Origin of the sequence: Nocardioides sp. NPDC092400 (assembly GCF_040684155.1) — a bacterium.
Taxonomy (GTDB): Bacteria; Actinomycetota; Actinomycetes; order Propionibacteriales; family Nocardioidaceae; genus Nocardioides.
Genome location: NZ_JBFBFJ010000009.1, coordinates 15,038 through 28,505, shown reverse-complemented (window position 1 = coordinate 28,505; position 13,468 = coordinate 15,038). Strand labels below are relative to the sequence as shown.

The 13,468-nt window shown below is 68.5% G+C and carries 9 protein-coding genes; 4 read left to right on the top strand and 5 right to left on the bottom strand.

Translation table 11 applies throughout. From position 1 onward, the window contains the following. Nucleotides 1–375: 375 nt before the first annotated feature. Entirely contained in the window at nt 376–2,448 is a 2,073-nt protein-coding gene (locus AB0N29_RS19710; protein ID WP_364869610.1) for a serine/threonine-protein kinase, read from the bottom strand. Between the two features lie 274 nt (nt 2,449–2,722). Here AB0N29_RS19710 and AB0N29_RS19705 point away from each other — a divergent pair, with 274 nt between their 5' ends. Beyond that, nucleotides 2,723–2,995, top strand: coding sequence for a hypothetical protein (locus AB0N29_RS19705; RefSeq protein ID WP_364869607.1), 273 nt, complete (start codon nt 2,723–2,725; stop codon nt 2,993–2,995). A gap of 594 nt (nt 2,996–3,589) precedes the next feature. Here the strand turns inward: AB0N29_RS19705 and AB0N29_RS19700 are convergent. Then, nucleotides 3,590–4,303, bottom strand: coding sequence for a thermonuclease family protein (locus AB0N29_RS19700; protein WP_364869604.1), 714 nt, complete (start codon nt 4,301–4,303; stop codon nt 3,590–3,592). 510 nt (nt 4,304–4,813) lie between these two features. On the opposite strand from AB0N29_RS19700, the gene AB0N29_RS19695 reads away from it, so the two are divergent. Further along, entirely contained in the window at nt 4,814–5,356 is a 543-nt protein-coding gene (locus AB0N29_RS19695) for an SHOCT domain-containing protein (RefSeq protein ID WP_364869600.1), read from the top strand. A gap of 1,200 nt (nt 5,357–6,556) precedes the next feature. Here the strand turns inward: AB0N29_RS19695 and AB0N29_RS19690 are convergent. From AB0N29_RS19690 to AB0N29_RS19680, 3 genes are all read right to left on the bottom strand, one after another. Further along, complete coding sequence (locus AB0N29_RS19690; protein ID WP_364869597.1) at nt 6,557–7,063, bottom strand: hypothetical protein; 507 nt, start codon at nt 7,061–7,063, stop codon at nt 6,557–6,559. Nucleotides 7,064–7,358: 295 nt separating this feature from the next. Then, nucleotides 7,359–8,864, bottom strand: coding sequence for a hypothetical protein (locus tag AB0N29_RS19685; RefSeq protein ID WP_364869594.1), 1,506 nt, complete (start codon nt 8,862–8,864; stop codon nt 7,359–7,361). Next, nucleotides 8,861–9,877, bottom strand: coding sequence for a site-specific integrase (locus tag AB0N29_RS19680; protein WP_364869591.1), 1,017 nt, complete (start codon nt 9,875–9,877; stop codon nt 8,861–8,863). Before AB0N29_RS19680 ends, AB0N29_RS19685 begins: the two co-directional genes overlap by 4 nt. Before the next feature lie 316 nt (nt 9,878–10,193). Here AB0N29_RS19680 and AB0N29_RS19675 point away from each other — a divergent pair, with 316 nt between their 5' ends. Both AB0N29_RS19675 and AB0N29_RS19670 read left to right on the top strand, forming a co-directional pair. Further along, on the top strand, nt 10,194–12,056 hold the full coding sequence (locus AB0N29_RS19675; protein WP_364869588.1) for a hypothetical protein: 1,863 nt from the start codon (nt 10,194–10,196) through the stop codon (nt 12,054–12,056). A gap of 291 nt (nt 12,057–12,347) precedes the next feature. Further along, on the top strand, nt 12,348–13,361 hold the full coding sequence (locus AB0N29_RS19670) for a hypothetical protein (protein ID WP_364869585.1): 1,014 nt from the start codon (nt 12,348–12,350) through the stop codon (nt 13,359–13,361). Nucleotides 13,362–13,468: the final 107 nt, after the last annotated feature.

Below are 13,468 nucleotides of genomic sequence, written 5' to 3'. Positions count from 1 at the left end.
GAGCCGCAGATGCCAGCACCTGAGGCAAACGCTCGCCCACGCAACCCCACTAGTCGCTCGTTCGCGAGCACCTGTTCCTAGAGGCGGCGCAACCTGCTAGCGCGTCGGTCACCGCCCGTCACGAAACCGGTCCGCTGAACTAGCGACCGCCCCCGGCAGGGCGCTGTGAGAGCCGGGTGGTCCAGTAAGCGGTCAACGACGCCAAACCAGGCGACTTGTCGTGGACGCCGCGCGGGCCGCACCGCGTAAGCGTCACCTCGGCCAGTTGATCAGCCGGCGGCTGAAGCTGCGTCGAAGACCTTACAAGCGATCAGTTGATGTACCTCGACGGCCCGGCATTCTGTGCCTAAGTACGGTGGCTGCTCGAAGTGGCGCTCAGCAGCCCGCCGCGGTGAGCGAACATAGGTGCGGGGCGAGGTCGTTGGCCGTATCGCTGATCTGTGCCGTGACGGGGCCTAGGTCGTTAGGTCCGCCGTAGCTGCCGCGGACCTGCATAACTACTGCGGCACCGACCCGCATGACGTGCCACAGCATCGCCTGGGGGTAGTCGCCGGGGTCCTCGTACCACTCGGTGAAGGCGAGTTCGGGGTAGCCGCTCACGGGCTCGCCGATCACGCGCAGCCTCATGCCGGTACTCGCCTCGTAGGGACAGGCGCGAACGACGCCCTCGAGTTTGGAGACTGCGTCGATGGCGTCCGCGGCAGTGGCGAACCCGAAAATCTCACGCATGTCGCTGTCCCACCCTTCGACCCCGTATCCGGCTGAGGAACGGGTTTCGAGCGCACCGCTCGGCCGGTATGCACTGCCGCAGAACGCGCCACTGAAGATCGGATCCTGGGTGATCGGGGGGACCGCCATGCTGTTGGGGGCCGAGTCGTCGAACATCGCCTGGTCGCGATTCAGAGGCACACGGTTGAGTGCGGCGTCGACCGCGGCTGCGTCGAAAACCGGCGCGATCGCGGTGCTGCCCTCGGACGTGTCAATCGGCTCTTCGGGCCGGTCTTGCGTGGAGTTGCGGATCACGCGTGATCCGGGGAGATCGACGATGTCCACGAGGCGCCCGTCCTGAAAGGGGCTGTCGCCGTCCAGGTAGGTGATGGTGGCTCGGCTGAACCACCGTCCCTGACTGACGGGATGGTCGACGGTCACGGCGGTCCGGTAGTCGATGTAGCTGCCAGCCGCGCATGACGGTTGGCAGTTGTTCGCCTGTACCGTCCCGACGCCGCGGCCTTGGTCGGGCTGCCATACCTCCCAGTCGATGTCGATCAAGCGCATGTTGGCGTTGGCGCAGGCCCATTCGATGACGTCCGGTTCGATCACGGGTTTGCCGCCGAGACACCCGACCACACCTGGCGTCGTCTCGTGCTGTACCGCCGTTGCCGCGGACTCGGCCGCGGCGGGACTGGCCTCGACGGGGGCAGCGGACTGATCCGCTTTCGGTCCCGGGCCATTCAGGATGAGGACGCCGGCTAGGAGGGAGATCGCGATCGCGGCGCTCGCTGCGAATGCGATGCGCAGCGGTGAGCGTCTGTAGGTCCGTCCGCCCCGCTCATCGCCCGGGATTGCGAATGTGTGGGTCGTCCAGGGCTGCGCGATCGTGACCGCGACCGCGTCCTCCGAGACCCGGGTTGGTGCCGCTGGATCCTCGCCGAGGACAAGTGACGTGACCTCCTCGGCGAGTGCGCGGGCGGTTGGACGGTCGCCGGGCTCTCGGGACAGGGCCCGCGCCAGCAGCCCGCGAAGACTTTCCGGCACGCCGTCGAGGTCGGGCTCCTCGGTCAGGACTCGGTAGGCGGCTGCGGCGGTGTTGCCGAACGGCGACCGTCCGGTGGCGGCGAAGCAGACGGTCGCTGCCCACGCGAACACGTCGACTGCGGCGGTAGTGTCGCGACCCTCGAGCTGCTCGGGGGGCATCCAGCCAGCCGAACCTAGGACCCGGCCGGTGCGTGTCATCGCGGTGAGGTCCGATGCGAAGGCGATCCCGAAGTCGACGACGACAGGTCCGTGCTGGGCGAGGATGACGTTGCCCGGCTTCAGGTCGCGATGCACGACGCCGACGGCGTGGATGTCGCGCAGGGCGATGACGAGCGCTACGGCCAACGATTCGACCTGCGGGCGCGACAGCGACCCGTGCTCAGTGACGCGCTGCAACAGCGTGGGTCCGGCGACGAACTCGGTCGCGTACCAGGGCGGGTTGGTTGCGACGTCAGCGTCGAGCACCGGCGCGGTGTAGCGACCGGTGACCCGTCGCGCGATCGCAACCTCACGCTCGAACCGTTGCCGAAACTCCGCGTCGTGAGCCAGGCCGGGGTGAATCACCTTGATGGCCGCCTTGCCGCTGCCCGCACCCCGCCCTCCGCGGTGACCGAGGTAGACCGTTCCCATCCCCCCGAACCCCAAGACGCCGTCGACGCGCCACGCGCCGATGCGCCTGGGGTGTGAAGCCACGTCGTTGTCCTGCCTTGGTAAGGGAGTCTGCAGACAGCGTGGCGCAACAGGGGCGCGGTGCGCACCGAATCTCGAAGAGATCTTCCCCGGCGCACCCAGATGACCACCGGGTCCGGCTGAGCCGGCCCGTATCGGTCACGAGGCCGAAGTCGAGGCGACCGACGCGGTCATGCCGTCCGTGCCGGACCCATACCGCCGCCTGACGGCGACAGCTCAAACATCCACCATGGCGCGTTTACCGCTATCCGGGCGGAGTGACTGCATTCGCCAATGAATGGACGCCTACGCGAAGGCGCGCCGGGTACTGATTTCACTCCAGCGAGCAACGGAGGTCTCGATCTTGGGCGTCGTTCTCGCCATCGGTCTCGTGGTCGTTGGACTCGTGTTGATCGCCTGGGATCGGAAGATGGGACAGCGGTTGCCAGCCCGGGTTCGCGCCGAGCGTCAAACGCGCATCCAGCGCACCATGAGGGGGATTGGTCTCACGGGAGTTTTCGTTCTTCTGCTTGCGGTCGTGATCGCTGTCGTCGGTAATCGACTGGGTTGAGCACTCTCCCCTGAGCGCCATCCGGTCGTGCCGCTGGTCGGGCGGAATGAGTCGGGCGGCCGCGGGGACCGATCCCCCGCATGGGGATGGAGCGGTGGCGGATCGAGGTTGAGCGGTGCCCGCGATGTGCGAGGGAGGCGCTCCGGGTGGAGTACAGGCAGATCGGCGACGGGCCGTTCGAGTTCGTCGTCGCGCGGTGCCGGAACTGCTCCTCCGTCGAAGAGGCCGCTCGCTTGCACCCGACCGGGGACCCCGCCGCCTGCGAGGGCTACATCCGCCAATGGTGGTAGCGCCGCACCAAACCCAGTAAGCCCCCTGAGCCCAAGCTTCGATCCCGGTTCATGCCCGGAAAGCTGGACTGAAGCCGTTCGTGTCGGCCCGAGCGGCGACTCGTCGTGCCGTCAGCACTGACCTCCCCCGAAGGATTCCTACTGCGGCGAAGAGCATCGGTGACAACCTTCCGAACCCAACTGAGCGTCCGCGGCCACGGACATGAAAGAACCCGCCGTGCTCTCGGGTGCACGGCGGGTTCTGTGGGTCACGCTACGACGGCCGTCGGCTGGTTGTCAGCCGATCACGGCACCTCCGTGCCTGCTACTTGCAGGCGCCCCACATGCCCAGGTCGGCCTTCTTCGCGGCCGCCTGGGAGGCGCGGTACTTCTTCACCCGCTTGAACGGCTTGCCGCCGTACACGTAGACCTCGGCGTGCCCGCGCTTGACCTGCAGGCGGTTGACGTCGGTGCTGCCCTTCATGACGTAGCGCAGCAGTCGGCCGTAGCGGTCCTTGAGGTCCTGGGTCGGGTCGGAGACCAGCAGCACACGAGTGCCCTTCGGGAGGATCTTCTTCGCCGACTTCGACGCGGCGGGACCGCCGCACTCCTTGCCGCCGAACACCTCGGGGGTGTCGATGCCGATGAGGCGGACGCGGGCGCGCTTCTGGACCGCGGTGAGCTTGACCTGGACGGTGTCGCCGTCGATCACGCGGATGATCTTGGCCTTCTGCCGCTTGGTGACCGGCTGGGGTTCGGGCTGGGTGCCGCCGTTGTCGCCGCCGCCTCCGCCGCCCTGGTTGGTCGAGCAGGGGCAGGGGTTGGACTCACAGGCCACACCGTCGCCGTCTGCGTCGAGGGCGTGGGGGTCGTTGTTCTTCGAGCCGCCGTTGTTGATGAAGAACTTCTGGGCGGCGGCCTGGGTGGCGAAGTCGCCACAGTCCTTATCGGCTACCGCGGTGGCTGTGGCAGGGATGGTGACGAGCGCGGCGATCGCGAGGAAGAGCGCGATCACGAGGTGAGGGAGTTTCCGAGTCATGGGCGGCACCGTAGGCACGGTCGCCGACGGAAGTCACGGGTCCCCACGACCAGTCGCCCGATCGGGGGTACCCAGCTCCCTCACCCGTGAGCGGCTCAGCCCTTCGTGCAGATCGCGTACGCCGACTTGTAGCTGTAGTTGCCCTCCTCGGCATTGGCCGGCCCGGCACGGCGTCTCCCGCGCGCGCGCGATCAGCGATGGGCGAGCCGCACCGGCTGCTGTCATCACGTTCGCAAGCGGTAGACGGGGACGAGCAGCAACGCCACGTAGTGCCACAGGCCGTGATCGCTCTCGCTTGAGCGGAGCAGAGCGAAGGTGGGGAAGGCCTGGCTCCCAGCGACTTAGCGGCCCTAGGGACGACACCGGGACGAGATGCTTGGTCGCGCGGCCTATTCGAGTCACGCACGCACCGCCGGATCAGGGCAACCTTTCCGCTGCGGGACCCGAGCGCCCAGAGGTAGCGTGCGGCCGAAAAGGCATTCACGCGCAGCTGATCACGGGGGTAGGAAGATGTCTGCAGCGACGGGGGCCTTGGCGCTCGGGCTCGTCAGCAATCAGGTCACGATGACTATCTTCAAGGACGGCACCTTCTCCACAAAGCCTGCATTCGGCAGTGGGTCAACCCCTGACCGCCTGCTTGGCTTCGACCATGACATCGACTCGATGCGCCGCAAGTCGGTCACCGGGCGCGGCGGTGCTGCGCTTCTGACTGGGGGCTTGTCCCTTCTCGCCTCGAACAACCGCGGGGTCGTCTACGTCACTGTGGTGGGCGAGCGGACGAACGTACGCACTTACACGACGCGGAACCCAACAGGCACCGCCCTCTCCACAATCCGATCGTTGAAGGCCGCGGCCGATGCGGTTATCGCTCAGCGGCACGAGGACCCCGTCAAGCCTCTCCCCGTCACGCCGTCCCCGGCCGCGTCCCCAGCCGTCACAAGCGATGCGGCGGCGGAGGTCGCTCAGATCGTCAAGCTCGCTGAGTTGTACGACGCCGGGGTGCTGACGCTGGAGGAGTTCAGGGCGGCCAAGGCACGGCTGCTGGGCATCTGAGCGACTCAGCACTTAATGCGAAGGTTCGCCAATCATGCGCCGAGCTGCGTATGGCGGCTCTGCATCGCGCAGAGCTTCGGGTGTGGCAATCGTTCATGGCTCGCTGCCGGCCGGACTGCACGTCCGCCCATGCCGCGACGCATGCGTGCCATGTACCGCTCCGCGGGCCACGGCGGACTGAGCTCGCTGAAGCGCCCGTCGAGGGGGTCCGCATTCCGACGAATCATCGCTCGGCCCGTTTCCAGCAGTTGTCCAACCCCGGGCGTTGCCGTCAGTCTCTTCAGGCCCCCTCGGTCGCTTGTTCCTTCTGGGCCTCTTGGGCTGCGTGTGCGTGACGGGCGCGCAGAACCACTGTGTTTCGGACCCGGCTCCTGCGTGCAGCCTCGCGGAGGATTTCAGAGCGCCGTTGCGGCGTCGCGGGAGCTAACTCGCGCACGGGTGATGAATCGGACGAGTAGTTGAGATGCAGGTCTGGCGTTGGGGTCGCCTGGAGAGGGGTGGTGTCGTTCTCAGCGCGCGCCTGCCGGGCGCGAAGGACAACGAGATCTCGGACCCGGCTGCGCCTTGCAGCTTCTCTCAAGATCTGACTCCGCCGCCTCGGGTCCACCCAGATCGTCCGTAGCGCTTGCGTCATCATGGCCTCCAATGCCGAGCGTGGGAAAGATCATCCCACCGCCGCTGCCAGGTGGAGCTAGCCGTCGTCGCCTTGCCCGCGGCCGCGCGGCCACGCGCGACCACGAGTCCTTTCGCCGACCCTCGACGTACGGCTACACGGAGGGGGCGTACGGCGTGTCCGGGGGACATCTGAACGCGCGAGACACGGCATCGTGTTCACCTCCGGCCAGCGCGGCGTGCGGCGAGTCGATTCGTGACGCCGGCGCTTGGGCGTTCTGACGGTCTCAGGGGCTACTCGGGTTCCGCTCGTCGAAGAGGTGTCGCCTGATGCCGAGCAAGCCATCGGGCGGATGGTGCGCGTACGGCGGAGGCCGGTGGGCGGGCCGTCTATCCGGTTCACCTCCCGTCCTCGCTATCGTCGTCGGCTCGCCGCATTCGCGGTATCGAGGGTGAGTTGCAGAGGTGTGAGCCCGCTGTTGTCGCAGGCTGTTGGTGATGTCTTGGGTCCGTCGGACGCCACCGGGGGGTGTCCTCTCACTCGCCCCAAACGGTGGTTGGGGTGCCATGAGGGAAGGCTCCGCAAGGTCACGGCGCCCCGGAGTTCGGGGACCATAGACGAAGTTGGCTGATGTGACCGGGTTGGAGTCCCTGAGTCGGGTCGATCCCGATGGTGAGGACTGCCGCGAGAGGTGGATCGGCACGCATCACCTCGAGGCGATGGCCCGTCCAGTCCTTGGTAAGGGCGATGGCGTCGCGTTCGTCAATGTCGTCGTCGATCCATGCCAGCGCGCGGCCTCTTGCCCACCGGCGAACGTGAGGGGTCTTTGCGCTGTAGTGGTCGGGGCGGTTCCCGAAGGCCGCTGGCAGCGGCACTGCAGGCAGAGGTGGTAGGCCAAGTAGTGGGGCGATGCGTTCGTTGGCCACGGTCCACCAGGTCGTGGCCCAGGTCAGGTCGTACAGCCCGGCGAGGTCGAGGAGCCATTGGCCGTGTTGGGGGTTGAGCACGAGTTCATAGGTACGGCGGTCCCCGGGGCCGAGTACTTGGTGGACTTGCCACTCCTGCTCGTGGGCGCGGGCCTGAACGTTCAGCACCCCATCAACGTCGATCAGTAGCGCAGGTTTGGCCGCGGCGGGTGCCGGGCCGGCATCTGCGGTCGGCTCCGTCGCGGAGAAGCTGACGGGTCCGAGGGGGGCGGCGGGCAACTGCTGTGGCGTGGCTGGCGGGCGTGGCTGTGGTTGGGGCACTGCGTTCCCCTCTCTGAGTCGACGAAACGACGGAACGACGTGTCTAGGCCTCCAACGGCCATACCTCCACAGCCGGGGCGCCGGCGTCGGGCTGACCGCGGCGCCTGGGGGTGGCCGCACTGGCCTGGGTGGAGGGCCGCGGTCAGCTGGAATAGTGGCGCCGGACCCGGGTGAGGGTCGTGTTCGAACTGGTGAGGGCGCGGGCTGCCTGGTGCTCGGCGAGGGCGTTGTTAAGGAGGGCGTAGCAGTAGATGTCGATGAGGCCGCGACGCCAGCCCAGGCTCATGGCGCGGTCGACGATGAGGGTTCGTTTGAGGTTGGAGTGGAAGTTCTCGGCGTCGTTGCGGAGCCCGTAGAGGTGGGCGAAGTCGGGGTCGGATTCCGCGATGATGCGGATGTTGTGGGGGCGGCCCGTGTCGTTCCGCCGGCCGGGGTGGGGGGAGAGCCACGTGGTGCAGGGTTCGCGGGGGCACGGGATGCGGTAGCCGATGTTGAAGTGGTACTCGCCGGTGGCGCGTCGTGACCGTTTGACCGCGCCCCGTTCGAGGCGATCCACGACGACCGGGTCGCCGTTGTCGTCGAGGTCGATCTCGACGACGGCTCCGTCGAGGGCGGCGAGTTGGTGGCGGCAGGACCCGGCGGGTGTGTCGTGGGTGTGGAAACCCAGTGGGTAGCTGCGTTGGCGCTTGCCGGCGTGGTTGACGAACAGGGGCTTCTCGATCCCCGTTTCCGGTGCTCCCGCGGCGGGAGTCTTGGCCAGGACCAGCCAGCCGTAGCGGCGCATAAGGTGCTCGATGTGGACGCCGTGCATGGCGCCGTCGTAAATGGCCGCTTGGACGCCGTGGCCGAGGTGGCGGTGGACCTCGCCGGCGAGACGCACGGAGGTAGCGGCTTCTTGGCCCGGCGCGGAGACGTGGTCGACGGCCAGGACGACGCGTTGGTACGGCTTCGGTCCTCGGACGTGCCAGGCGACGTAGCCGTGGGTCAGGACGGGGCCGAGGCGTCCGTGGTGCGGCTGGAGGTCTGGGTCGTAGCGGTGCAGGGGCTGCTCGTGGAGCTCGCCGGTGCGGGGGTCGGGGTAGCGCTTCTGGCGGGTGCCGTCGTCGAGGGTGATCTCGACGGTCTCGGGTGGGGCGTAGATGGGCCGGACGAGGGTCCCGTCGCCGTAGACGCAGCGGGTGCGGTCGGGGTGGGTGAGGGTTCCTGGCCCGTCGGTGCGGCACAGTCCAAGTGAGCGCGCCAGGTCTGCGGCTACGGCGGGGTACTCGCGGCCCAGTTGAGCCAGCCCCTCGTCGGTGGTCAGGTAGTGATCCCGGATCCAGCGCCAGTGGTCCCATCTGGGGGGCCGCCGTCCGGGTGGTGGCACGTCGAGGCCGAGGTCTGCTGTCGCGGTGACGAGCAACTCGCGTGCCATCTTCCAGGTCGCCGACTCGGTGAGGTCGTACTCGACGCGCACCCCGGAGCGGGCCAGCCTGGCCAGGGTTCCGTATGCCAGCAGGACGTAGGGCGGGTGCACAGGTGGACGGCCGACGGGTTGATCGAAGTTCAGACGCGCGCCGAGCCTGAGCAGGGTCGGTGAGGTGAGGACCGCACGCAGGCGCGCGAGGGTGTTGATGTCGCTGCCCCGGGTCCTGCGAGCGGGGCTCACCGGGTTCTCCAGGTGAGACCGATGTCCTCTGCGGCGGCATCGAGGCTGCGGCAGCCCATGCGGCGCGCTACCTGGTCGATGGGCAGGCCGGCATCGAAGAGGCGTCGCCCGGCCCAGTTGCGTAGCGAGGCGGGCCGTACGTCCGGCTCAGCGGCCAGGCCGGCGTAGCGCAGGACAGCGCCGATCGCGTTGGCGACCGAGGCTTGGGCGGTCGCTTCCCCTGGTGTGCCGGCCCCCTTGTAGGTCAGCAACGTCGTCGGGGTGGCGCGCTGCTCGCGCAGCCGACCGATTTGGCGCGCGACGATCACAGTTCCCCATTCGCTGAGCTCGCCCAGGCGCGGGTCACAGCGCCGGGTGCCGGGCAACCGCACCCAGCGAGGCGCTTCGGGGTCATCGACATCACGGATCCGGATCGCCGAGATCTCACTCGAGATCGCGGTGGACTCTCCCAGCGCCCAGATGACGGCCCGCTGGAGGGAAGCGGAGCCCGCCTCCCCGAGGCGGGCGCTGGTGCGGCACAGGACCACCTCGTCGTCGGTGAGGGGCCGCGCGGCGGTGCTGGTCCGTGGCGGGAGCACGAGGTCCACGGTGGGGTCGCCGACCTCGTAGCCGAGCTCGCGCAGGGTGCGGAACGCCATGCGCAGGGCGGTGCGTCGCGCGTGCATCGTGGTCACCTCGGGTGCCCGGCCGTTGAGGCCGCGGGCGTGGACGAAGTCCGCGCACTGCTCGGCGGTGAACGTCTCGGGACGGGTGGCGCCCAACGCTGCCTGGCGCCGCAGGAACCGCTGCAGGGTCTCACCGGCGCGTTGCGCGGTCTGCTCGGTGATGTCGCCCGACGCGCGCCACTGGTCGACTACCTGCGCCCACAGGTCCTGGTCCGGCCGCGCGCACGCGTCCTGAGCAGGCGAGCCGCGCTCTTGCCCGCCCGTACCGGTCGGCCCGGCCGTACTGGACAGCCCGGCCGCACTGGTCGGGCTGGTCGGGCTGGTCGGGGCGATGTCGGGTGTTGCCATCCGAACCTCTCCTCACATCCTCGGCGGTCTCGACCGTAGGGCCGACCGGTCGCGCTCGTCACCCGTCGCACCGCCGCGGGAACGGGCCACCTACGCCGCGGGAACGGCTGCCTCGCGACCTCGGCGGGCCCGTCTGCGGGCTCGGCTCGGCTCGGCGCGGCTGCGCTGCTCGGCGCGGTCTTCGGTGGGACTGGTCGTCTGGGTTCTCCAATGGAGTTGGGGGTCCGTATGTGCGTGATTGGCGCCGGGGGTTGGGCCTCGCACCAGTCGATGCGCCTCAGCAACACCGCTGAGGTCATCGACCAGGGAGACGAACATGTCCACCATCACCCACTCCGTCGCCGAGGCACGTCGCCGCTCCTCCGGCACCACTAGGGCCAGTCAGATCGAGGAGTTCAAGGCTCTTCTCGCCTGGCCCGGCCTGTACCGGCTGAGCGCTGTGTGTGACGAGCTGTTGGGCAACGATGACCCCCAGGGTGGGGCTGAGTCGACCATGCCGACGTCGCTGCTGTTGGCGACGTCGTGTGCTGCTCGCATCGCCGGCAGCCGCGCCGGTGCGGTGAAGCTCGTCGGGGATCACCAGGTCTGGAACGACATCTTCCGGCCCGTGTGGGAGCGCCGAGCCGAGAACGAGGGCCTGATGTTCCCCTGGCGTCCGCCCACGCGCGACCAGGTGGAGAACTTCGAGCACCGTCTCCTCGACCCGGAGTACAAGGAGGTCAACAAGACGCTTGCGACCCTGCCCCCTGAGGTCCAGCAGCAGAAGAGACGAGACAGGCTCGCTCGCCTCGCCCGATTGCAGGAGGAGTTCCAGAGCCTCTCCATGGCCCAGGCGCGGACCATGGGGCAGTTCGATCGCGACACCCCGATCGACTGGACCCAGCCCAGCCTGAAGCACACCGTGATCGGCGACGGCACGGTGATCAAGCCGTTCAGCGACGTCGCCAAGCACGTGGACCCCACCACCGGCGAGGTGTTCTACCGGGGCAGCCGCGCCAAGACCAAGCCCCGGCTCTCGCCGCTAGGCACCGACCTGACCGACGACAGAAAGCTGACGCTGCGCGGCCTGAACATGGTCTCGCTGCTGACCTCGACCCGCTGGGGCTGGGTCGTTCTGGGCACCGGATTCGCCGACGGGGCCGAGCAGTGGGCCGCGCTGGACCTCATCGATGCCGTGGCGCCGCGCTCGAAGGGCGGCATCAACACCCTGTTGTGGGATCGCGTGTTCACCGGCTGGCTTCTCGACCACATGATGGCCCGCCACTCCGTCCGGGTCGTCAACAAGAGCGTGGCCACCAACCGTGCCAAGAACGAGCTCCCTGAGGACCCGACCCGGACGGAGGCCGTGCGCGCCCAGGCCGACGAGGAGTACGCCGAGCTCACCGACGACGGCCGGCATCTGATGACCCTTGCCGAGCACCGCTACGCCGAGATGGACGCGGCCAAGACCTGGAACGCCCACACCCCCAGTCACCAGGAGCGCCAGAACGAGGCGGCCCTCGTGGACTACTGGCGCGGCAAGGACCTGGCCGCCTACTACGAGTCCGGCCGCCCGCTCCCGCTCGGCCTCAGCATCTACCCCGCGACCTCGGCCACCGCCGTCACCGGCTCGCGGGTCGTGACCGGCAACGGCGAATACCACGTCGTGCGCTCCGAGCCCACGTGGCTGACCCGCCACACCCACCACGGGGCGCAGGGCTCGTGCACGCACGAGCTGTGGATCGAGGACGGCGCCCTACACAGCGTCGAGATGGACCCCGCGCGCGGATGCCTGGTCAAGACCGCCACCGCGACCTGCCTGTCCTCGACGCCGCACAAGAACGGGCGGCGCTGGGCGACCACGGAGGTCTGGACGATCCCGTGTCCCCACGGCGACTTCGAGTTCACCACCGCCTGGGAGCCCAAGGGCATCCGTCTGCGACGCGGCCAGACCAACAAGGAGCAGCTCTCGCCGCTCAACGACCTGCGCCCCATCAGCCGCAGCGACGCCCAGTCGTTCGCCGACATCGCGAACCACCGCAACCAGTCCGAGAGCTTCAACCACTGGTACAAGTCGCGGCTCTACACCAAGAACCGTCGCGCTGCCACCCTCAGCATCGAGGGGCAGGTCCTCGACTACCTCGGAGGCGCGTGCCTGCGCAACGCCCTGACCTGGGCCAACTGGCGCGCCGACGACTGACCGGCACCATCCGAAGCCCTCACCCGACGCAGCAAGGCCCAGCACCCCGGGGACCCCCACACGGATCCCCGGGGTGCACCCGTTCCACAGCCAACACGCCAGACACCGAGCCGGGCGCGCAGCGAGGCATGGGGCCCGTCGCTCGGCCGGACCAACGATGACCCCCCGGGCCGCCTGTGCCCCGTGAGGCGAGTCACACCCTCCGTCCGGCGTGCGCGATAACTGAATTAAGCCCGGGTCCGGACGGTCCCACCTCGTAAGGCCGCACCAACTACTAACGAGGAGACCACCATGGCCCGCTACGCCCGCCGCGACCTGACCCCCGACCTGGACGACTTCAGTTTCGAGGCCGCCGTCGCTCGGCTGCACGCACTCGACAAGCGGCACGCGATCATCCCCACGGACGCCAAGGCGAAGATCGACACCGTCATCGACGCCCTGCGCGATGCCGCCCGCGACCTGGGCCTCGTCCGTCTCACCGACATCGTCGAGCACCGGGTCAAGATCATCGCCGCCACCAGCGGCCTGCCCAGCAAGCACCACCACGAGTACCTTCCCGAGGCGAAGGCCGAGCCGCTGCACCTGCACCGCAACGTCCTTCTCGCGATCACCCTGGCCAGCCTCTGCGGCCGCGACGGCGACATCCGCAAGGTCACGGACCTCTTTCCCAGCTACAAGCGACGCACCCGGCAGACCAAGCGCCCCCACACCGACGACGAGATGCTGATGCTGCGCCTCTTCGCCCTGCACCAGTCCACCGGCGACAAGAACAACCGGCGCGCCTCGGCGGTGTTCGCTATGTGCGACGCCGGCGTTGCCCCGGTGGAGACCACCCAGGTCTACATCGAGGACCTGGTGCTCCCCGAGGGCGGCAACAACACGGAAGCGCTCGTCGAGGCCCCCGGCATCCACGGCCTCACCGGACGCGTCCTGGCCTTGGACAAGTTCGCCACGACCCTGATGTGCCGCTACGTCGACGCAGCAGATCGCGCGGGCAACGGCGTCCGCCTCACCTACCGTCCCCGCGACGCCTACGCGAAAGAGACCGCGCAGAGCAGCGTCGACGGAATCATGAAGCGGATGCGCGAAGCCGTCGGGCTCTCGACGCGCCAGGAGACCAGCGCCTCATCGGTATGGAAGTGGCGCGCCGCCCACACCCACCGCACCCTCGGAACCCGCGCCGCCCTCGAGGTCTCCGGGATCGGATCAAGCATCGAGCTCTACGACACCATCCATCTCGACACCACCACCCGCGCCACCGCCACCCACACCAAGAAGCCCGACACCTTCGACCTCGACGACTAAAAGCCCGAACCACGCAGGCAAGTCCGCGGACTCAGATTGGTCCTCCGCGGAACTGGGGCGGTCCAACCCCTCGAATGGCTACCAACAAGGCTTGGCACGTGCAGGAA

What these genes read in the sequence shown, in the direction of transcription:
- AB0N29_RS19670 (WP_364869585.1), top strand. Translation starts at nt 12,348, where the DNA reads ATGGCCCGCTACGCCCGCCGCGACCTGACCCCCGACCTGGACGACTTC.
- AB0N29_RS19695 (WP_364869600.1), top strand. Translation starts at nt 4,814, where the DNA reads ATGTCTGCAGCGACGGGGGCCTTGGCGCTCGGGCTCGTCAGCAATCAG.
- AB0N29_RS19700 (WP_364869604.1), bottom strand. Translation starts at nt 4,303, where the DNA reads ATGACTCGGAAACTCCCTCACCTCGTGATCGCGCTCTTCCTCGCGATC.
- AB0N29_RS19675 (WP_364869588.1), top strand. Translation starts at nt 10,194, where the DNA reads ATGTCCACCATCACCCACTCCGTCGCCGAGGCACGTCGCCGCTCCTCC.
- AB0N29_RS19680 (WP_364869591.1), bottom strand. Translation starts at nt 9,877, where the DNA reads ATGGCAACACCCGACATCGCCCCGACCAGCCCGACCAGCCCGACCAGT.
- AB0N29_RS19705 (WP_364869607.1), top strand. Translation starts at nt 2,723, where the DNA reads ATGGACGCCTACGCGAAGGCGCGCCGGGTACTGATTTCACTCCAGCGA.